The following is a 21,101-nucleotide window of genomic DNA, read 5'->3' as shown; positions in this document are numbered from 1 at the left end:
GAAATGGTTGGTTGAACAATTGAAACAATTTTATTAAATTATCAGTTTGATTTTAATGTTTTTGCTCCAATTCATAAAAATATTTTGCAAAAAAAATATCAGCAAATATCAACAATTGGACTAATTCCAACAGCACAATATATTAAATGATATCCACGGCAATTATTAACAAAACAACTTTTAAAACAAGTTTTAATTCCAAATTTTCTGCAATCAAAAGTTATCAAAATTTTGCAAGATAAAGTAAATTCTTCTAAGATTATCATTACTAAATTACAACAATATTTAAGTGGTAGTTATTTAAAATATTTTAATATTATTAGGTTGTTTTGTGTTTTTTAATCTAAAACAGATGTATTGTTTTTTTAAAAAAGCAGATTTTATTTTACTTGGAGGAATAATTCTTTTTAATTATTTACTTTTGATAAATAGTTATTATGCTATTTTAGTTATTTTTATTTTAGGTTTTGTTTTAATTTGACAACAACGAAGAATTCATTTATGAATATTAATTTTAGCGATTATTGTGTCAGCAATTTTATCTTATTATTTAAAGCAACCAAATTTTTATCACAATCAAATTGTTACTGGGCAGATTCAAAAGAAGGGGGTAGGTTATTATTATTTGCAAATTGGTTGAAAACAATATTTTTTGAAAACAACGCTTAATTTTGAGGTGCATAATCAAGTTCGTTTACAAGGATATTATTCGGCAATTATCTCATCATCTAATATTTATGAATTAAATCGCCACTCTTGATTAAATGCGAACAATATTTTTTTATCAATTTAACTTAACAAAAATAATAGAAGTTAAAACAGGAACTAGTATTCTTGCCAAAATAACAAATTTCTTTAATAATTATGATGATTTAACAAAGGATACAATTTATTTTATTTTGTTTGGTCAGAAAGCAAAAACAACACTTAATTTGTATAACGATTTTGTCAAAATAGGGGTCATTCATTTATTAATTGTTTCGGGATATCATATTAATATTTTATTTTGTTTTTTAGATAAATTATTTCAGCAAATTTTTCGAAAAAAAATTTATTATTATTTCATTTATGGTTTCTTACTTTTTTATTTATATCTTTTAAACTACTCTTTTGCAAGCGTTAAAGCTGTTATTTTATTAACCCTTTCATTGTTTAACACTCATTTTTTACAAAAAAAATTATCGTTGCACAAAATATGAGGATTAAATGTTTTCTTAGTATTATTATTTTTTCCGTATAGTTTTTTATCAAGTAGTTTCTGGTATAGTTTTACAGTAACATTATTTATTTTTACTTTTCAAACAAGGACAAAGCACTTTACTTTTTATCAAAAATTATTTTATTATAATTTTATGATTTTTGTTGTATTACTTGGTTGGACAATGTATTTTAATTATCATTTAAATTTTTCTAGTATGTTGTTTAATTTGTTATTAACACCAATTTTAGTGTTAATTTATTTCCTTTCATTTCTAATTATTTGCTTACCACCTTGTTATTTTGTTTACCAATATTTTTATTTGTTATTAAGGAACTATGTTATTCTTTGTACAAAAATTAATTTAGTATGAAATATTGGTGCTGTTAATATTGGTTATATTGTTTTATATTAGACTTCTTGCGATACCCTTTTTTATTAAAATATTATTATAAAATATAATTTATGAGGACATAAAAATATGAACAATAATAAATTTAATACTCTTAATGATAGAGAATGGTTAAGATTAACAGGAATAAAAAAATCCACTTTTAATAAAATGTTAGATATTTTAAAAGTTGCTGAAATAGAAAAATTTAAAAAAGGTGGTAAAACTAATAAATTATCATTAGAAAATAGATTATTGATGACTTTATTATATTGACGAGAATATCAGACTTATTTTCATCTTGGTAAAAGTTTTGATATTAGTGAGGCTAATTGTTATCGTAATATTAAGTGAATTGAAGATATTTTAATTAAAAACTCTGATTTTCAACAACTTGCTGGTAAAAAAGCACTAATAAATGATTATTTTAATGATAAAACTATTATTATTGATGCTACCGAAACTCCAATCCAACGCCCAAAAAAAGACAAAAACAATCTTATTCTGGTAAAAAGAAAAAACACACGATCAAAACACAAGTAATTATCGAACAAGAAACCAAAAAAATTATTGCAACAAGTTTTTCGCTCGGAAAAAAACATGATTATGCTTTATTTAAAGAATCAAAAATCCCAATTTTAAAAAATACCAAATTAATAGTTGATAGTGGTTATCAAGGAATACAAAAAAATCACAATAATGTTCTAATACCTACAAAGAAAACAAAGAAAAACCCTTTAAACAAAGAACAAAAGCAATATAATAGACTAGTTTCAAAAATGAGAATTATTATTGAAAATATTTTTGCTATTCTTAAAAAATTTAAAATTATTACAGAAAAATATCGTAATCTAAGAAAAAGATTTGGTTTAAGATTTAATTTAATTGCCTCAATTTATAATTTACAATTATTATATTTAACATAAAATATTTATTTAAAATTAAATAATTTAAATAATAAATTAATTTTTCGTTGTGGAAAAATATTAAATTTTTAAATAAAAAACATAATTAATTAAAATTATATTTTTCTATTAGTATCTTTTTTACAAATATTTGCAATTTTTTAACAAGTAATGCAAGAAGTCTATTATCTTATTTTATTAAGTGTTATTAATAGTATTGGATTATGAAAAAAGATCCTTGCTTTTGGGTTAATACTTTTTTACTTTGTAGTAGTTTTCAAAATACTTTGTTTAATGCTAATTATTCTATGACAATGCTAAATGTTGGTAATGGTCAAACAATTGTTTTTCAAGATAACCGAACTTTAAGAACTGTTCTGTATGATGCTGGTGTGGATAGGGGTCGGTCAAAACAATTAGTAAGTAATTATTTACGATGAGCAGGAGTTAATTGAGTTGATGCTGTTTTTATTTCACATCAACATGATGATCATTATAATAATTTATTAGGAGTGCAAAATTATTTTTTAGTTAAACAAATTATTTATAATAATACTAAGTTAACAAGGATTAGATTTGGAGGAATGAAATTTACGGTTTTACATCGGTGGATTAATGACTCTGATGAAAATAATAATAGTTTAGTTGTTTTAGTTGAAATTAATAATACTAAAATTTTATTAACAGGAGATATTACTCAAAAAATTGAACTTAATTTATTAGAACAAGATTTGACAACAGCTACTTTATTGCAAGTTGCTCATCATGGCTCGGTGACAAGTTCTAATCTACTTTTTTTGCAAAGAATAAAACCAATGTTTTGTTTTATTTCTGGTGAAAAAACAAAACAACAAAAGTATCCTGCTGCAACAGTTTTACAAAATTTGCAAGCTGTTAATTGCCAAATTTATTTTACTGGTGGTAAAAGAAATCTTCAGTTTCATATTATTGATAAAAAAACAGTTCTCAAATTATTTTAAGTTAACATTTTAATTATTTGCTTTTATGATAAGATTACTTTAACATAGTTTTTAGCACAGTTTAAAGGAGTTTTAAAAGATGTTTTTAATATATGGGGAAGATGCTTTTTTAATTAAAATGCAAAAAAATAAAATTCTAAAGAAAATTAATCCAGATAATGAATATGATTTGCAAGAGTATAGTTATTTAGAAGATTCTCTTTTAACAATTTTAAATGATGCTAATACGATACCATTATTTTCTGAAAAAAGAATTATCATTATTAATGATAGTTACTTTATTACCGAAGAAAAAATTAAAACAAAAGTTGATAATAAAGAATATTTAACCCATTTAATGGAATATTTGTTAACTCCCAATCCAAGTACTTTCATTATTTTTATTTGCCCAGTAAATAATATTAGTAATCGTTTAAAAATAACAAAAAAAATGTTGGAATTAACTAGTGTTTTAAAAGCAACTAATTTATCATACAATGAATTAACAAAATTTATTGATAATTATATTGTTAAAAATAATGGAACAATTAAGCAAAATTTAATTAATAAAATTGTTGAATATTTACCAAATAATTTATATATTATTAAAAATGAACTAAAAAAATTACTTTTAATTGATAAAGTGATAACCGATGATTTAATTGAAAATAATATGACAAAATATTTGGATACGGATATTTTTAAATTGGTTGATGACCTATTAAAAAATGATTTAAATAATTTTCTAATTAATTATCATTATTTGCAAGAACGGGGATTAAGTAGTATTGCTTTGTTAGCTTTAATTACTAATAGTGTTATTTTTACAAGAGATATTATTGTATTATCTGCTTTAAAGAAAACACCATCCCAAATTGCTGAAATTCTACAAATTCATCCTTTTCGGGTTAAAAAAATTGCTGAACATATGCATAATTTTAGTATCAAAAAAGCAAATAATATTATTAAGGAATTATTTTGAATTGATTATAATATAAAAAAGGGTATAATAAGGAAAGAAATTAGTAGTGATTTGTATTTAATTAAATTATTTGATATAAATTAAACTATAGCAAAGAAAGACGAGGGAAACAAATGAAAGAAAATAAATTATATTCTCATATAGTTTATACATTATACAATACATTTAATGATGACAATATAAAGGCACAAGTAATCGTTAATCCAGAGTTTAAAAAATTAGTAATTCAGCAAATTTGTAACATATTGACATTAGAAAAAGAATTTAATGCAAATTTAAATGATAATAAGTTTACTCTTTCATTTGCACAAGTCTTAGCCGATATTACCAATGAATCAGAAACAATTGAAAAAGTTGATGGGGCTACTTTTAACTCGTTAGATGAAGAATATGTTGAATTTGTACAATATATTGTTCAAAATTTTGAAGTTGAAAAAAGTTATATTACGAGAGAAAATGTGATTACAAATGAATTAATTGATGCAACAGCTGATTTTACTGATAAAAAAGCAGTTGAAAATGCACAAGATAAATTAAAAATTAAAACTAACGAAAAAGAATTAGATGAATTACGGGACCAAACAGGACCAACAATTGCTGGTGCGGGTGCTGCTGTGGGCGGGATGGGACCTAACTTTCCTGATCCAAATAATTTTGATATGTCGCAGATGATGCAACAAATTGCTAATATGCCAGTTCCACCGCGATTGGATCCTCGTTTTTACTTTTATACTTCAAAACCAAAATATATGCCGCTTTTGAAAAAAATTGTTGCTGGTATTGTAATTCTGGCGTCGGTTTTATTAGTAATTCTATGATTTTTAACTTCTTATTTAAATATCCGCTTAGATACAAAAGTAATTGTTTATACAATTCCGGAAACAAAATTATCGATTATTGTTGGTGGAGGAGCAGATTCTGCCTTACATAATGGGAATAATAATTTTAGTAAAGAAGCATTTGCTTTTGGTTCGCAGTATAACTTCTCATTAATGTTGTCCGCTGGTTTACAAACATTTTCTGGGATTCTATCAATCTTACCGGGAATTTTCTTGAGCTATGAGTTATTAGGGAAAAAACGTTTTAAACGAGATAACTATGTTGTTCGTTTTTGACCAGTTGTGTTGTCAATTGTGATTTTATTATATTCTGCGTTATCATTAATTCAAGTTTTACTACCAAATATGGTTGAGAAATATTTTAATAAAAGCTCAGTTCCTAACAATGGAGTAATTATTAAAAACGACCCCGGATTAGACATTACTGGTGGGTTATTATTGCCAGATTCTGATTTGGCTGAAACAATTAAAAGTTTAATAAATGAATTATATAATAATACAACTTATCAAGTTTTACGAATTTTTACAATTATTTCAATGATTATTGGTCTAATTGCTGGAATTATGGTTGTTATTTTAGCTGTTTTAGCACCTAAAGTAGATCGCAATAAATTGATTCGTGCTAATACAGAATATCAAAAAGCAGTGACAGCAATGATGAGTGGTCAAAAATACGAAATGGACCCAACGCTGTTTGATGATGAATTTAAAGATGACAATGTTTTTGAAAAAGATGACTCAGATCGTAAGAAAGATAATTAAAATAAAAAGTTTTCATAAATTAATTATGAAAACTTTTTATTTTAATACTGTTGTCTATTTTGAAAAAGGATGCGTAATTAATTTGCTTTAAGCATTAATTTACTTTTAACACGAGCAGCTTTATTAGCATAATAAATTCCTTTAGTAACTGCTTTATCCACTAAACTAATTGCTGTGCTAACTAGTTCTGTTGCATTTGCATCATTTGCATTGATTGCAAATTCTGCTTTTTTAATTGCAGTTTTTATTGAAGATTTAAAAGATTTATTTGCTAAATTAGCTTTTGCATTTGTTGCAACTCTTTTAATTTGTGATTTAATATTAGCCATGTTAGGTCTCCTTTCATTTTTTAAGACACAAAGGAATTATAGCAAATAGATAAAAAGGTGTAAAGAAAAGTAGTACTTTTTCTCGATAATTTATAACTTTTTTCTTGATTATATGTATAATAAAGGTAATAGGAGCTACGGGCACGGGTTATTATTATCAACATAAGTTAGGATTTTCTTTTCATGGTTTACAACGGATTCGGGAACGAATTCCACTTTTTAAGAATGAAAATGATTGAATCATTAAAGATAAAATTATTAAAATGATTGACAACTCTTCTGATCGGATTGAAACAAGGAGTAATTTATATATTAGACTTCTTGCGATACCCTTTTTTATTAAAATATTATTATAAAATATAATTTATGAGGACATAAAAATATGAACAATAATAAATTTAATACTCTTAATGATAGAGAATGGTTAAGATTAACAGGAATAAAAAAATCCACTTTTAATAAAATGTTAGATATTTTAAAAGTTGCTGAAATAGAAAAATTTAAAAAAGGTGGTAAAACTAATAAATTATCATTAGAAAATAGATTATTGATGACTTTATTATATTGACGAGAATATCAGACTTATTTTCATCTTGGTAAAAGTTTTGATATTAGTGAGGCTAATTGTTATCGTAATATTAAGTGAATTGAAGATATTTTAATTAAAAACTCTGATTTTCAACAACTTGCTGGTAAAAAAGCACTAATAAATGATTATTTTAATGATAAAACTATTATTATTGATGCTACCGAAACTCCAATCCAACGCCCAAAAAAAGACAAAAACAATCTTATTCTGGTAAAAAGAAAAAACACACGATCAAAACACAAGTAATTATCGAACAAGAAACCAAAAAAATTATTGCAACAAGTTTTTCGCTCGGAAAAAAACATGATTATGCTTTATTTAAAGAATCAAAAATCCCAATTTTAAAAAATACCAAATTAATAGTTGATAGTGGTTATCAAGGAATACAAAAAAATCACAATAATGTTCTAATACCTACAAAGAAAACAAAGAAAAACCCTTTAAACAAAGAACAAAAGCAATATAATATACTAGTTTCAAAAATGAGAATTATTATTGAAAATATTTTTGCTATTCTTAAAAAATTTAAAATTATTACAGAAAAATATCGTAATCGAAGAAAAAGATTTGGTTTAAGATTTAATTTAATTGCCTCAATTTATAATTTACAATTATTATATTTAACATAAAATATTTATTTAAAATTAAATAATTTAAATAATAAATTAATTTTTCGTTGTGGAAAAATATTAAATTTTTAAATAAAAAACATAATTAATTAAAATTATATTTTTCTATTAGTATCTTTTTTACAAATATTTGCAATTTTTTAACAAGTAATGCAAGAAGTCTATTAAATTAGATGATTTAGAGGGTAATTTATATGTTGTTGTTGAAAAACAACAGCGTTTAATTGTGACCGTAACACAAATAAGTCCAAAAAAATTACTTGATGTAATTACCCAAAATTAGGGTCTAAGTGTTTTCATGAGGAAGATGTGTTATAGTTAAAATATAGGCAAAGGAGAAAAGAAACTATGAAAGTGATTATAGGGAACGATCATACTGGTGTTGAGATGAAAAACGCAATTGTTAAATATTTAACAGATCAAAAACATCAAGTTATTAATTTAGGGACAAATAGTGATGCGGCAGTGGATTATCCAGACTTGGGTCAAGAAGTTGGTGAAAAAGTGATGCAAGAAAAAGATAGTCTTGGCATTGTCATTTGTGGAACGGGAATTGGAATTTCAATTGCAGCCAACAAAGTAAAAGGAGTAAGAGCAGCGTTGTGCAATGAAACAAATTTAGCTAAATTAGCACGTGAACACAATAATGCAAATGTTTTGGCATTAGGGGCCCGTGTTATTGCTATTCAAAATGCAATTTGAATTGTTGAAACATTTTTAAATACTAGTTTTGATGCGGGACGTCATGCGTTGCGTATTGATAAACTTAATAAACTGTAATTATTGTTATGAATAATTGAGATAGTTTAATTTTGTATCCTTTTTTAACAATATTAGTAATGATTGCTTATGTTATTGGTTTGGTTAAAAAAGGAGCAAAATCTTTTTGGCAATGAGTTTTTATTGTTCAGCATTTTTGTTTTTGATTAGCATTATCATGTACATTAACTTTAAACTATAATTTTATTATTTTTGATTTTGCAAAAAACATTACTTCAATTGCAATTTTATTTGCCGTTAGTACTTCGTTTTATGCTGCCATCTTTTTTATTCCAGGAGCATGAATTACTGCTTTGGTTCGTAGCCGGAAACTGTGATTGTGGATTTCATATGGGTTAATGCTTTTTGGAATTTTATTAGTTTTAATTTTGCCACATAATTGAGGGGCAATGATTATTTGTACCATTGCGTTTGGATTTGGTGTTTCAACCAATTCAATATGATATTTAAGTTTTAATGAAGTTTATTTATATCAAACTAATCCGTTTTTAACAATTGCTTTAAACTTACCAGTTGTATTTTTAGCTAATATGGCAGGAGCAAATTTTTTAATGTTTGTAAAAAATTTTAATCAAAATCCTTTAACATTACATTATGTTATTTTTGGAACTATTTTTGGTTTGTTAATATTTGCGATGATCTTTTGTTTTTATTTGCCAGAAATTAAGAGTAATATTGGTGAATTTCAGCCACCAGTATTAAAACAACTTCCGCCGTTTTCATAATGAAAAGTTGTTATTATTTTTGTTTTGTTATTTTTTGTCGCAATATTAAGAGAACTAAGTCAAGGTGATTTTTTAAACTTATTATTAGCTCAAGAAGCTTGGGTTAAGTACCATAACAAAATAATTGTCAAACAATATCTTCATTCTGTGCAAGAAATTTGGTGAATTGCACAAATTGTTGGTGCCGCATTAATATATCATTTTTTTTGTTAAAAAGGTTGGAATTAAAAATTCACTAATATTAGCATTTGCTATTTGAGGAGTATATTTCATTTTAGCCGCAACAATTTCAGTGCCAGAAGTTTTGTTGGGATTGCAAGTTTTAAATGGTTTTGCTTTAGGAGTATTATTTGGGTTTTTTTTCCTTAGCAATTATGTGGAATTATCGGATTCGAAACCGACCGGTAACTGGTTGTTTTTCGGCACTAAATTCTTTGATGACTTTTTTAGTTCAGTTTTTAATTCGTGTTTTTGCTGACAATCATTTTGGTATTTTTATTAATTTAGCGATAAATTGAAATTTACCATTTGTTGAAAACGATGCATTTTTAAAAACACTAAAAACTGTTATTTTATTTTTATATTTAGGATGTGCCCTTAGTTGTTTTGGATTAATTATTCTTGTTTATTTTACTGCTAAATTTATTAGTGGTGAGTATTATTATCCAAAACAAGTGGAAGTAAAATTAGCGGAATTAGTAGGAATGGTTGTTCCAGAACGGGTTGATCAAAAAATTGTCTTACAAGAATATTTACAAACAAAAAAAGAAGTTACATAATAACTTCCACTGCTTTAATGTCAGGCATTTCTTGTTTAACAATTTGTTCAACGCCATCTTTAATTGTTGAATCAATTAATTCGCAGCCAACACATGCCCCAGCTATTCGAACATAAACAACATTATCTTTAACTTCGACAAATTCAATGTCCCCACCATCTTGGTTAATATAGGGGCGAAGATTATCGATAATATCTTTTGCTTGACTTGTTTGTGTCATTTTATCACCTTCATTATTTATTATATCATTATTATTTTCTAATAAAAGATTGTTTAATTTATTATGGATAAGTATATAATTAAGTAAGGATTCAATTTGAATTTTTATCTCATACCAAAATTTTATAGGAGGACTAATGGAAGAAAAGAGTTTTAGTATATATGGCCTGTCTGCTGGAGTTAAGTTAGCAGATGAAATTTGTAATATGTTAGGTGTTAAAAGAGAAGAAATAGAAACTATTCGTTTTGCTGATGGAGAAATTCTAGTACGAGCAATGAATTCAGTTCGTGGCAAAGATGTTTACATTATTCAATCAACATCATGGCCAGTTAATGAAAATTTGATGGAGTTATTAATTGCAATTGATGCTTTAAAACGCGGAAGTGCACAAAGCATTAATGTGATTATTCCTTATTTTGGTTATGCGCGACAAGACCGTAAAGCGCGTGGCCGTCAACCAATTACTTGTAAGTTAGTTGCTAATATGTTAACAACAGCAGGGGCAACAAGAGTGATGACTGTTGATTTACATTCACCACAATCAATGGGATTTTTTGATGTTCCTGTTGACGATTTACGTTCAACACAAGAATTAGCAACAACAATTATTCGTAAATTCGAAGAAGATCATATTACTGAAGAAGTAACAATTGTTTCACCAGACCATGGTGGATTAGTTCGTGCTCGTGACGTTGCTAATCGGTTAGGGAGTTTGGCCGGGAATATTGCGGTAATTGATAAACGTCGCCCAAAACCAAATGTTAGTGAAGTTCAATTTGTGTTGGGAGATGTTAAAGATCGAATTTGTTTTATTGTTGATGATATGATTGATACAGCAGGAACAATTTGCAATGCCGCTAAAGCTTTAAAAGAAAATTGTGCAAAAGAAGTATACTTATTAGCTTGTCATGGTGTTTTTTCACCACCAGCAAAAGAACGATTAACTGAAATCATCAATAATGGAACTGTCAAAAAAGTTATTGTTACGAATACAATTGATATTAATAGTGACCGTCTCTTTGATGGGTTAGAAGTTATTTCAATTGCTAGCTTAATTTCACAAATGATTAAAGCAATGATTGAAAAACGTAGTTTATCTGATGTTTATCTACAATGTAATGAAAAAATTAAAAAATTAGTAGAAAAAATTAAAGGAATAAAATAACAGTCATTTAATATATTAAATAAAAATAAGATACTAAAATAGTTATTAAAAAAGTTTAAGGTTAATTAAAAAATAGACCTTAAACTTTTTAATTTTAATATAGTAGTTTTCTAAAACCTACTATATTTTGTTATTTTACTTTATTTCAAGTTTTGTAATTTGCTCTAACTAAAAATGATAATGTTGTACGACTATATTGTCGCACATAACCTGGATCATAATCAAAGAAGGGGCCATTATTTGTGATTTGATATTTTTTACTATTGTTTGGTTGTTTTATTTTTACTTCCTTCTTTTTCAAATTAATGCTTTTTGCTTTGTTAGTTTCTGTTTTGTTTGGTTGTTTTGCTTCCTTTTTAGTTGGTGCTTGATGAATACTTTCTTGCTTTGAAATTGTACGACCGGCATAGTTAGTTTTTTTAATTTTTTGTGTAATTCGTTTATGTTTCTGTTCATTAATATACTCTAATTGTGAAGGCGGTTTAACTTGCTGTGATTTAATTGCAACAATTTTTCCTTCTTTTTTATTATTAGTTTTTTTGATTGTAATTTGTTTTGGTGTTTTTGGCAATTCCAAAGTTTGACCGGGAGTTAAATTTTTTGTAATTGATAAAAGGAGTTGTTTTTGATCTTGTGTTAGTCCTTTTTTAAAACGTAATAATCTTTCAATCGTTGGTGCATTTAAGCGCATTGCTAATAGTTCATTTAAAATCTTTTGATTTTCTACAGTATATTTTTTTGTTGTGATAGGGTTGAAGTTGTTGTTAATTTGTTTGTACTCATTTTGTTCCTCATTTTTTACATATATTTTTACGACACCATATTTTTTAACAATCTGGTATGCTTTATAAGAATTTTTTAAAATTGTTTTTTAAATGTTGTTACATTTAACAATGCCAAAAAAATTAAAATTTATTTACAAATTTTAAAAAATAAAAGAAAAATTTCTTGCAATTTATTTTTACATCGTGTATTATTTTAGTCAATTTTTTATATTGATTAGTACCTCCTTTTATGTTAATATTAATAAATGAGTGTAATTATTTAAGAGGGGTTATTTTAACATGAATAAAGATACTGAAAAAGATCTTAGTGAAGATATTGATCCAAACGCTTCGCCTGATCAAAATGAAATTGTTAATCCTAAATCTGAGAAAAAACAAACTACGGATAACATTAAATATGGACGTGCAACATTTGGGGGAATTTTTAAAACAGAATTATATAATTCTATTGCCCGTGATAAAAAACATTTGCTGCGATTTTTATTAATTTGTTTTATGTCTTTTTTGTATGGAATTATTTGTATTACTGGAGTTTGAGATCCAGTTGCTAATATTTCAAAAGTACCAATGGCAATTGTAAACCGTGATGATGCAACTTGTGTTGCTTATGTTAATAGTAAAGGTGGAACTGAATTTATTGACAATGCAGTTAAAGTTGGTTATTTAGAAGCAAAAAGCTCAGAAGAATGTAATGGGCAAGCAAGCAAATGATACCAAAGTGAAGGATTTGATCCAAATAAGTATGAACTTAATTATCGTTATTCTTCATTGGTTGATAGTGTTATTACTAATAATAAAAAATATGATGAAAATTCAAAAACTTTAACAACATCAATTGGTGATATTGCAACAACAATTAAATATTAGACTTCTTGCGATACCCTTTTTTATTAAAATATTATTATAAAATATAATTTATGAGGACATAAAAATATGAACAATAATAAATTTAATACTCTTAATGATAGAGAATGGTTAAGATTAACAGGAATAAAAAAATCCACTTTTAATAAAATGTTAGATATTTTAAAAGTTGCTGAAATAGAAAAATTTAAAAAAGGTGGTAAAACTAATAAATTATCATTAGAAAATAGATTATTGATGACTTTATTATATTGACGAGAATATCAGACTTATTTTCATCTTGGTAAAAGTTTTGATATTAGTGAGGCTAATTGTTATCGTAATATTAAGTGAATTGAAGATATTTTAATTAAAAACTCTGATTTTCAACAACTTGCTGGTAAAAAAGCACTAATAAATGATTATTTTAATGATAAAACTATTATTATTGATGCTACCGAAACTCCAATCCAACGCCCAAAAAAAGACAAAAACAATCTTATTCTGGTAAAAAGAAAAAACACACGATCAAAACACAAGTAATTATCGAACAAGAAACCAAAAAAATTATTGCAACAAGTTTTTCGCTCGGAAAAAAACATGATTATGCTTTATTTAAAGAATCAAAAATCCCAATTTTAAAAAATACCAAATTAATAGTTGATAGTGGTTATCAAGGAATACAAAAAAATCACAATAATGTTCTAATACCTACAAAGAAAACAAAGAAAAACCCTTTAAACAAAGAACAAAAGCAATATAATAGACTAGTTTCAAAAATGAGAATTATTATTGAAAATATTTTTGCTATTCTTAAAAAATTTAAAATTATTACAGAAAAATATCGTAATCTAAGAAAAAGATTTGGTTTAAGATTTAATTTAATTGCCTCAATTTATAATTTACAATTATTATATTTAACATAAAATATTTATTTAAAATTAAATAATTTAAATAATAAATTAATTTTTCGTTGTGGAAAAATATTAAATTTTTAAATAAAAAACATAATTAATTAAAATTATATTTTTCTATTAGTATCTTTTTTACAAATATTTGCAATTTTTTAACAAGTAATGCAAGAAGTCTATTGAAGAATACAAAAGACCCTATTCAGCTGATGGTGTTAATATTATTAAATCTACTCATTTAATTAAAATAACTGACTTTAAATGAAAAAACCAAAATAGTATTCATTTAGTATTACAAAAATCATTGCCCGAAGATACTGTTTTTACTGGAATTGAAATTAAATATCCTAAAGCGATATTATTTGGAAATATTAAGTGTTGAGGCAATATTAATGGTATTTATTCTTATCCCCCATCAAATATTGAAAATGCTAGTTTAGTGCCTTTATTATCAATGCCAATTGAAACAAACCCTAATTTAAGAATATTTCAATATTGATTTACTGAAAGTTTTTTACCATGAAGTATTGCAAAAAAGTATATTCAAGGAAATGATATTTTGGGTTTATTAGATGTTAAAGAATTAAACATTGTTTTATTGAATTATTTAACATATCGTTATAATTATGATAGAAAATTTCAAGGAGCAAAATACGATGAAAAGGGGAATCCTACTAATAAAGCGGCTGAATTACGCCAAAAATTCGAAGGACAAAAACCAGAAGATGTAAATGATGGTTTATTTGAAAACTGAAAATTAGATAATTATAAATCTTTAAATGATAATGCTGTAAAAAGATTTAAACAAATTATTTATATGTTATCAAATTATGTTTATAGCAAATATGCAATTAATAAAGGATATAATGACGATGTTAAATTATTTTCTCCTTATTATTTTGAATTAGTTTCAACGCCCAATAAAATAGAAGATGGTTATTGAGAATTTAAAGATTGTCAAGTACTGTTAAATTCATCATATTTTAATTTTTCTGGTGGACCTACTCCACCTAAAAATTATTGAAAAGAAGTTTATGCAAGTGAAAAACCATTTAATCAAGTGGATAATAAATATTATTTTGTGGTATGACGAGGTAATGAAAATAATGATTGACGCATTGTTAAATTTAAACATTTTGAACAAAAAGAAAAAATTTTAGATAAGTATGATAAATATGAACTTAAAACATCACATTTTGGTGGTGATTTATTTATTTATTTATAAAAATGGATTTGTAAGTTATGATTGAAATAAAGATAATGGAACTTATTTTAAATCAGTTTATCGTTGAAATAGTCAAAATGAGCCCAATTTACCAATTATTGATTTAAAAACAGGACAAATTACAGACTGAAATTTAAAAAATAAAAATAATATCAGCAACAATGATGATAAGATTAAAGTGGCTGTTAAAAACAAAGATATCTCAGAAAATCCTATTTATCAATTAGAAGCCAATTATTTTAATTGATTACCAATAACAAATGAATTAGAAACAAACAATATCCCTTCTCTTATTCCAGCAGAAATTAAATTATCCGATGGAGAATATGGTAAGTATTTAACTAATTTAATTATTTCTAAAAACAAAATAGAAGACTATTTAAACTATTTTTCGCAATGATATAGATTACTTTATTCTAAAGCAGTTTGAATGAATATGATTAAAAATTTAGTTGAAGATAGTATTGAAATAACTTTTCAAAAGCATGAAAAATTATTTAATTTAAATCAAATTGAAATATCTGGAATATGAAATTATGGAAACTATGATATCAGAATTTTTATTGAAAAACCAAATGAAAAAATTATTCAAGGAAAAGATATAAACTTAGAACTAATTCAAAATACTCCGATCGGAACTAAAATCAGCGGAAAAGATAGAAATACATACTTGCAATTAATAGAATTTGATATCTGATATCTTTGAAAAAATGGTGTTGAAGATGAAAAATCATATTCAAATATTGCAGTTGTTAATTTTTTAAAACAATCAAATAGTGTGATATTTTCTTATTCACCTGTAAAAGAACAAATTAATATTAATAATTTACAATTATTTAATAAGGACAATGAAAAATTATCTTTAATTGCATTAGAAGTATAAAAAGTTATTTAGATTTATAAATCTAAATAACTTTTTAATTGATTTTCGACATCTGTATTTGGTTTATCGTCACTATTTCAACGATAAACTGATTTAAAATAAGTTCCATTATCTTTATTTCAATCATAACTTACAAATCCATTTTTATAAATAAATAAATCACCACCAAAATGTGATGTTTTAAGTTCATATTTATTATACTTATCTAAAATTTTTTCTTTTTGTTCAAAATGTTTAAATTTAACAATGCGTCAATCATTATTTTCATTACCTCGTCATACAACAAAATAATATTTATTATCAACAATAATAAATGGTTTTTCTTGTGGTGCTATTCATTCTAACTTATTGCCATTTATAATTTTGCTATTTTGTTCTTTTAATCTTACTAATTCTTCGGGTGTATATTCTTGTGGTGTATTACAAGCAACTAAACTTGTTGTAATTGTTACAATTAAAGTGATTGTTGATAAAATACTTAATATTTTTTTCATGTTATTGTGATTATTCAATTATTGTTTGAATTTTAATTGCTTCTTTTGTAATTTTAACATCGTATACAAAATTAACACTACTATCATTATTATTTATCGTTATTTTTTCAGTTAATAAATTATTTTCTTGTAAAGCAGACATAATATCTTTAATTGAAATATCAATTAATTTATTATAATTTTCCTCAATTATTGTTGCACTAATTTTTCCGTAGATTTTTTGATTTAAAGATAAAGTAAATTCTGTTATTTCTTTGTTTGATTTAACATCAATACTATATGTATTATGTGGCGGTATTTTTACTGGTTGAGATGGTATTGTAATTGTTATATCCTTTGTATTTGTATGAATTTGTGTATCTGCTGAATTTGAAATATCACCAACATTAAAAGTTAATGTTTTTCCCTCATTTTCAGAATTAGTATAAGTTGTATCTTCTCCACGTGTTTCGCCTCCACCAATTTCTCCAGATAATTCAACTTCTCCTTCGGCAACTAAAGGAAGCCCAACCTTAGCTTTTGTTTTTACACCAACTTTGGCATTTCAATTTCAACTTCACGCTTTTTTATCAGCTTTCGAATTACTTGTTCCGGTAGTTGTTGAATCTGATTTTGTTTCTGTTTTTGAAAATCCATTTAATTTTTGAAATGTATTTGTTTCTACAATTTTTTCAGAACAAGAAGCTGTACTTTGTGTTTGTTCAATATTACTATTATTTGTAAATGTAGCACTAATATTTTGACAAACATTTTCTAATTTTTCATTTTTAATAAATGCTTTGTATCCATTTTCTTTTTGTTTTAAAGAGATATCAGAAACTGTTAAGCCCTCTAAATTAATATTTGATATATTTTCAATATTAAAATTAGAATTTTGTTTTAATTGAATAACATATATTCCTAATTTTACTATCTTTTCCATATTAATTATATTATAATCATATAATTCTAATGGAAGACATTCATACACTTTATGATCACCAGATCCAAAATAAACTTTGTTATTTAACACAACCCCAGAAGAATCCACAAAAGCATTTGTTGTTATGACAACTTTTTGTTGGTTTGTTAATGGGTTATATTCATAAACATTACCGTCATCCGAACCAAAATAAACTTTGTTATTTAACACAACCCCAGAAGATTTAACAAAATTATTTGTTGTTATGACAACTTTTTGTTGGTTTGTTAATGGGTCATATTCATAAACATTATGATCACCAGATCCAAAATAAACTTTGTTATTTAACACAACCCCAGAAGATTCCACAAAAGCATCTGTTGTAATTACTACTTTTTGTTGGTTTGTTAATGGGTCATATTCATAAAAATTACCGTCATCCGAACCAAAGTAAATTTTATTATTTAACACAACACCAGAAGATATAACCGGATGATTTGTTGTTATGACAACTTTTTGTTGTCCAGTTGCGGGATCATATTAATAAACATTATGATCACCAGATCCAAAATAAACTTTGTTATTTAACACAACCCCAGAAGATTCCACAAAAGCATCTGTTGTAATTACTACTTTTTGTTGGTTTGTTAATGGGTTATATTCATAAACATTACTGTCATTCGAACCAAAATACACTTCATTATTTAACACAACCCCAGAAGATTTAACCAAATAATTTGTTGTTATGACAACTTTTTGTTGTCCAGTTGCGGGATCATATTCATATACTTTATGGTCATTTGAACCAAAATAAACTTTGTTATTTAACACAACACCAGAAGATCTAACCCCATCATTTGTTGTTATGACAACTTTTTGTTGTCCAGTTGCTGGATCATATTCATATACTTTATGGTCAGTTGAACCAAAATAAACTTTGTTATTTAACACAACCCCAGAAGATATAACCCAACCATTTGTTGTTATGACAACTTTTCGAATTCCAATAATATTTTTTTTATTTACTGGTTTTCCCCTTTTAACTATATTTAAATTTTCTAAATTATTTGTATTAAATTCTTCATTATTGGCAATATTTTTTAATTTATTTTCTTCTGCTTTTTCATAATTGCTAGCGGCGGTAACTGTTGGTAAACTAGTTACGGCAATGGTTACTACACTTAATAAACTTAATAATTTTTTCATTACTGTATTTTTCCTTTTCTTAATCTTGAAACTTTTTATCAAGATCCATTGACATTATATATATATATATATATATGCAAGTCAAGCATTTTTAAATATGTTTATTTTAGAAAGGAGGTGAATATATGTTTATTATTGTGATTATACTGCATTAATCTGGGCTCGCGGTGATTTTCGATAGTTTTGTGAAAAATAACTTAAAGTTTAAAAAAACTTTTGCCGCGCTTTTCAAAATACTTGGGAAAAATTCTAAGCGTTAAGCGAAGAATTTTATAAAGGTTCCCAAATTTGTTTGAAAGAATCTCAAAAATTTTTTTAACTTGTAAGTCATTTTATCACAAAAATTTAAGAAAATCAACCGCTCGCCCAATTCCTGCAAATGATTTTTTATAGTCTTAATGATATAATTAAATTATTTAAAGAAAGGAAGTATATTTAATTTATGTATAAAAAAGGAAATAAAGTTAATGTTAAAATAACAAACGTTACACCTTATGGTGCTTTTTGTAGAGCAGAAAAGGCTGATGGTTTAATCCATATTAGTGAAGTTTCAGATTACTTTGTTAAAGATATTAAAGATTTTTTTGATATTGGTGATGAAATTGAAGTTGAGGTGTTAGATTTTAATACAGTTAGAAAACATCTTAAATTAAGTTATAAAAATTGTCATCCTGAACTATTGAAAAATGATGATGGTAATGAAATACAAGAAAAATCACCTAGTTTAGAAAAGTCATTAAATACCAATTATTTAATAAATAAAAAGTAAATAAAATTTATAAATGTTAGAAGGTTTTAAAAACCTTTTTTATATTCTCATTTTAAAACGATATGGATAAGAACCATAAAACAAAGCATCATATGGGTCATGATACATTTTACTATCGGGTGTGTTTGTTTTGGTGTCACTAAATCTTAGTTCACTAATGCATTTATCTAAAAATGGAAAGTTATCTAATGTGCCATATATTTTGCCTTGAACAAACATTTTTCTTATTCATGTTACACGATTTATTATACCTGCTTCTTTATTAAGGGATGTCTGATGTTTTTTGGCTTTAAACATTTTAATTTTATAACCCAAATAAGGATAAATATCTTCTTGTAATTTTTGCATAAAGTCGTGGGCATTAATATCATAATGAAATGTAGCATATTCAAAATCATCAAATTTATCAAATGTATTAATTATTCATTGTCCATAATATTCAACTATTTCATTTAAATTCATTGTGTTTTTAGGTGTAACAACATTTTCTTCAATTAAATATTTATCATATTCATTATTTTCATTAATTTTATAACCACTAAATAAAAACACTGTATGGTCTTCACTACCATTAGCATAATCCACACCAATTGAATAACTATCAAATTGATACTGTTTTGTATTGGAATTATAAAAATCTTGTAAATTATACTCTTTAATATATTTACGATAATTTCGTAAAACATAAATACTGGGGTCATTATCGTTATATTCAAAACCGTAGTATTCAAGTTCAAATAAATCAGGTCGCTCTTCTTTATTTGCTAAAACAAGTTTTTTAGTAATATCAGGTATTTTATTTCATACAGAACCCATTGTTAATCGTAAATTAAAAATACCCAAACCATTAAATGCTTGTTTGTTTTCTGAATATACTTGGTTATGTTCTTTTAAAATATTTTTAATTCTTTCATTTAAGGGTAAATATGGGGTTACAAATTTTTCATAAAATACATGGTATTTATCAAAAGGATTAAAAGTAAATTGATTAGAATATGTTTTATGAAAATATGTTGTTACTGTTATATGTTGTTTTGCTATGTTATCTCATTCTTGAAATGTCCAAGATAATTCTTTTACAGGAATAGAATTATCTAGATTATATTGTTCATTATTATTTTCATCGGTATATTTTTCATAAGATACTTTTAAACTTTTAGAACGAAACATTGAAACTCTTAAATTATTATATCTTTTATCTAATTCTTTATCAGTTAAGATTTCTTTTTCTTCGGCATGTATCATTTCATCTGTTCACGCCGATATAATACCGCTACCTTTACCAACTTTACCCATAATTTTATTACCATTAGCATAACCCGCAAAAGCAATGCGAACACCACTAGGAAAAACAATCTCGCCGCCTTCTTTAACATTTTTAGGTCAAACAATACCATTTTCATTGTCGGGTCCTATATCAATCCCATATTTATCATATAGATAATTACAGACATTAATTGTATCGCCAAATGTAGTATCTTCGTGGGTGTTGGCATATCTTCGTAAAATATTAGATGAAGCATCTGTAAAATTACAAGCAAAAAATAATTTTTCTGCTAAATGATTTCATGTTTTATTAGTACCACGCCCCGCTGAAACAAACTTAAAAAAAGTTGGCGAAGTAAAATATCGGGCATAACTATCACCAACAAATTCTTTAAATACTTCTCAATCAAAACCAAAATTATAGTCACTAAAATTCAAATCATATTTTTTATTTAAATGTTCATAACTAGTAATTCGTTTTTTGTTATTAATTTTTGTAAAATCCTGCATTTTTCATGTACCCCCATTTTGATAAAATAATATTAAGTATTAAATATCATAATTTA

24 protein-coding genes and 1 pseudogene are annotated in these 21,101 nt (G+C 25.3%); 18 read left to right on the top strand and 7 right to left on the bottom strand.

The window, feature by feature from the left end; all coding sequences use genetic code 4:
• Nucleotides 1-3: 3 nt before the first annotated feature.
• The 7 genes from MSROBK_RS11905 (at nucleotide 4) to MSROBK_RS09530 (ending at nucleotide 6,036) form a co-directional block, all read left to right on the top strand.
• Nucleotides 4-342 carry a hypothetical protein gene (locus MSROBK_RS11905; RefSeq protein WP_227991251.1) on the top strand — a complete coding sequence of 113 codons (339 nt, stop codon included), beginning with the start codon at nucleotides 4-6 and terminating at the stop codon, nucleotides 340-342.
• A 422-nt stretch (nucleotides 343-764) separates the two neighbouring features.
• Nucleotides 765-1,613 (top strand): ComEC/Rec2 family competence protein, encoded by an 849-nt coding sequence (locus MSROBK_RS11900; RefSeq protein ID WP_052443552.1) that lies wholly within the window; start codon nucleotides 765-767, stop codon nucleotides 1,611-1,613.
• Between the two features lie 66 nt (nucleotides 1,614-1,679).
• Nucleotides 1,680-2,132 carry an IS5 family transposase gene (locus MSROBK_RS14245; protein ID WP_040092446.1) on the top strand — a complete coding sequence of 151 codons (453 nt, stop codon included), beginning with the start codon at nucleotides 1,680-1,682 and terminating at the stop codon, nucleotides 2,130-2,132.
• On the top strand, nucleotides 2,117-2,515 hold the full coding sequence (locus MSROBK_RS14240) for a transposase (RefSeq protein WP_416375030.1): 399 nt from the start codon (nucleotides 2,117-2,119) through the stop codon (nucleotides 2,513-2,515). The genes MSROBK_RS14245 and MSROBK_RS14240 overlap by 16 nt, the downstream gene beginning before the upstream one ends.
• 203 nt (nucleotides 2,516-2,718) lie before the next feature.
• The gene (locus MSROBK_RS09540) at nucleotides 2,719-3,474 is read left to right on the top strand and encodes a ComEC/Rec2 family competence protein (protein WP_105629020.1); all 756 of its coding nucleotides are present in this window, start codon (nucleotides 2,719-2,721) and stop codon (nucleotides 3,472-3,474) included.
• 79 nt (nucleotides 3,475-3,553) lie between these two features.
• Entirely contained in the window at nucleotides 3,554-4,519 is a 966-nt protein-coding gene (holA, locus tag MSROBK_RS09535) for a DNA polymerase III subunit delta (RefSeq protein ID WP_040094278.1), read from the top strand.
• Nucleotides 4,520-4,548: 29 nt separating this feature from the next.
• Nucleotides 4,549-6,036 (top strand): hypothetical protein, encoded by a 1,488-nt coding sequence (locus MSROBK_RS09530; protein WP_040094276.1) that lies wholly within the window; start codon nucleotides 4,549-4,551, stop codon nucleotides 6,034-6,036.
• Nucleotides 6,037-6,113: 77 nt separating this feature from the next.
• Here the strand turns inward: MSROBK_RS09530 and rpsT are convergent, their stop codons facing one another.
• Nucleotides 6,114-6,365, bottom strand: a complete 252-nt coding sequence (rpsT, locus tag MSROBK_RS09525; protein WP_040094274.1) for a 30S ribosomal protein S20 — start codon at nucleotides 6,363-6,365, stop codon at nucleotides 6,114-6,116.
• A 382-nt stretch (nucleotides 6,366-6,747) separates the two neighbouring features.
• Here rpsT and MSROBK_RS09515 point away from each other — a divergent pair.
• The 4 genes and pseudogenes from MSROBK_RS09515 (at nucleotide 6,748) to MSROBK_RS11890 (ending at nucleotide 9,867) form a co-directional block, all read left to right on the top strand.
• Nucleotides 6,748-7,583: pseudogene (locus MSROBK_RS09515) on the top strand (IS5 family transposase).
• Nucleotides 7,584-7,931: 348 nt separating this feature from the next.
• Nucleotides 7,932-8,363 (top strand): ribose 5-phosphate isomerase B, encoded by a 432-nt coding sequence (rpiB, locus tag MSROBK_RS09510; RefSeq protein ID WP_040094269.1) that lies wholly within the window; start codon nucleotides 7,932-7,934, stop codon nucleotides 8,361-8,363.
• Between the two features lie 8 nt (nucleotides 8,364-8,371).
• Nucleotides 8,372-9,088, top strand: a complete 717-nt coding sequence (locus MSROBK_RS11895; RefSeq protein WP_227991249.1) for an MFS transporter — start codon at nucleotides 8,372-8,374, stop codon at nucleotides 9,086-9,088.
• A 437-nt stretch (nucleotides 9,089-9,525) separates the two neighbouring features.
• Entirely contained in the window at nucleotides 9,526-9,867 is a 342-nt protein-coding gene (locus MSROBK_RS11890) for a hypothetical protein (RefSeq protein WP_227991243.1), read from the top strand.
• On the opposite strand, the gene MSROBK_RS09500 is transcribed toward MSROBK_RS11890, so the two are convergent.
• Nucleotides 9,860-10,087 carry a NifU family protein gene (locus tag MSROBK_RS09500; RefSeq protein WP_040094267.1) on the bottom strand — a complete coding sequence of 76 codons (228 nt, stop codon included), beginning with the start codon at nucleotides 10,085-10,087 and terminating at the stop codon, nucleotides 9,860-9,862. The genes MSROBK_RS11890 and MSROBK_RS09500 overlap by 8 nt on opposite strands.
• Nucleotides 10,088-10,223: 136 nt before the next feature.
• On the opposite strand from MSROBK_RS09500, the gene MSROBK_RS09495 reads away from it, so the two are divergent.
• Nucleotides 10,224-11,252, top strand: a complete 1,029-nt coding sequence (locus MSROBK_RS09495) for a ribose-phosphate diphosphokinase (protein ID WP_040094265.1) — start codon at nucleotides 10,224-10,226, stop codon at nucleotides 11,250-11,252.
• A gap of 130 nt (nucleotides 11,253-11,382) precedes the next feature.
• Here MSROBK_RS09495 and MSROBK_RS09490 read toward each other — a convergent pair whose 3' ends face one another.
• Nucleotides 11,383-11,943 carry a hypothetical protein gene (locus tag MSROBK_RS09490; protein ID WP_040094262.1) on the bottom strand — a complete coding sequence of 187 codons (561 nt, stop codon included), beginning with the start codon at nucleotides 11,941-11,943 and terminating at the stop codon, nucleotides 11,383-11,385.
• Between the two features lie 373 nt (nucleotides 11,944-12,316).
• Between MSROBK_RS09490 and MSROBK_RS09485 the strand changes: the two genes are divergently transcribed.
• The 5 genes from MSROBK_RS09485 to MSROBK_RS09470 all read left to right on the top strand — a co-directional run bounded on the left by MSROBK_RS09485 (nucleotide 12,317) and on the right by MSROBK_RS09470 (nucleotide 15,899).
• Nucleotides 12,317-12,904, top strand: a complete 588-nt coding sequence (locus MSROBK_RS09485; protein WP_040094260.1) for a YhgE/Pip domain-containing protein — start codon at nucleotides 12,317-12,319, stop codon at nucleotides 12,902-12,904.
• 66 nt (nucleotides 12,905-12,970) lie between these two features.
• Nucleotides 12,971-13,423, top strand: a complete 453-nt coding sequence (locus tag MSROBK_RS14235) for an IS5 family transposase (protein WP_040092446.1) — start codon at nucleotides 12,971-12,973, stop codon at nucleotides 13,421-13,423.
• Complete coding sequence (locus tag MSROBK_RS14230) at nucleotides 13,408-13,806, top strand: transposase (protein ID WP_416375030.1); 399 nt, start codon at nucleotides 13,408-13,410, stop codon at nucleotides 13,804-13,806. The genes MSROBK_RS14235 and MSROBK_RS14230 overlap by 16 nt, the downstream gene beginning before the upstream one ends.
• Before the next feature lie 289 nt (nucleotides 13,807-14,095).
• A complete protein-coding gene (locus MSROBK_RS09475; RefSeq protein WP_040094257.1) occupies nucleotides 14,096-15,016 on the top strand; it encodes a hypothetical protein in 921 nt (306 codons plus the stop codon).
• Nucleotides 14,967-15,899, top strand: a complete 933-nt coding sequence (locus tag MSROBK_RS09470) for a DUF3688 family protein (RefSeq protein WP_040094255.1) — start codon at nucleotides 14,967-14,969, stop codon at nucleotides 15,897-15,899. Before MSROBK_RS09475 ends, MSROBK_RS09470 begins: the two co-directional genes overlap by 50 nt.
• Nucleotides 15,900-15,913: 14 nt before the next feature.
• On the opposite strand, the gene MSROBK_RS09465 is transcribed toward MSROBK_RS09470, so the two are convergent.
• The 3 genes from MSROBK_RS09465 to MSROBK_RS09455 all read right to left on the bottom strand — a co-directional run bounded on the left by MSROBK_RS09465 (nucleotide 15,914) and on the right by MSROBK_RS09455 (nucleotide 18,500).
• Nucleotides 15,914-16,393 carry a lipoprotein gene (locus MSROBK_RS09465; protein ID WP_133165080.1) on the bottom strand — a complete coding sequence of 160 codons (480 nt, stop codon included), beginning with the start codon at nucleotides 16,391-16,393 and terminating at the stop codon, nucleotides 15,914-15,916.
• A gap of 10 nt (nucleotides 16,394-16,403) precedes the next feature.
• Entirely contained in the window at nucleotides 16,404-17,765 is a 1,362-nt protein-coding gene (locus MSROBK_RS09460; protein ID WP_040094250.1) for a hypothetical protein, read from the bottom strand.
• A gap of 69 nt (nucleotides 17,766-17,834) precedes the next feature.
• Nucleotides 17,835-18,500 (bottom strand): outer membrane protein assembly factor BamB family protein, encoded by a 666-nt coding sequence (locus MSROBK_RS09455; protein WP_040094248.1) that lies wholly within the window; start codon nucleotides 18,498-18,500, stop codon nucleotides 17,835-17,837.
• Between the two features lie 442 nt (nucleotides 18,501-18,942).
• Between MSROBK_RS09455 and MSROBK_RS09450 the strand changes: the two genes are divergently transcribed.
• Nucleotides 18,943-19,269 carry a S1 RNA-binding domain-containing protein gene (locus MSROBK_RS09450; RefSeq protein WP_040092749.1) on the top strand — a complete coding sequence of 109 codons (327 nt, stop codon included), beginning with the start codon at nucleotides 18,943-18,945 and terminating at the stop codon, nucleotides 19,267-19,269.
• Nucleotides 19,270-19,308: 39 nt separating this feature from the next.
• Here MSROBK_RS09450 and MSROBK_RS09445 read toward each other — a convergent pair whose 3' ends face one another.
• Nucleotides 19,309-21,045, bottom strand: coding sequence for a hypothetical protein (locus MSROBK_RS09445; protein WP_040094169.1), 1,737 nt, complete (start codon nucleotides 21,043-21,045; stop codon nucleotides 19,309-19,311).
• Nucleotides 21,046-21,101 lie beyond the last annotated feature (56 nt).

Origin of the sequence: Spiroplasma poulsonii, from assembly GCF_009866525.1 — a bacterium.
In the GTDB taxonomy this organism is placed as follows: domain Bacteria; phylum Bacillota_I; class Bacilli_A; order Mycoplasmatales; family Mycoplasmataceae; genus Spiroplasma; species Spiroplasma poulsonii.
Note: the sequence above shows the minus strand (reverse complement) of the source record. Positions and strands in the feature narration are given on the sequence as shown.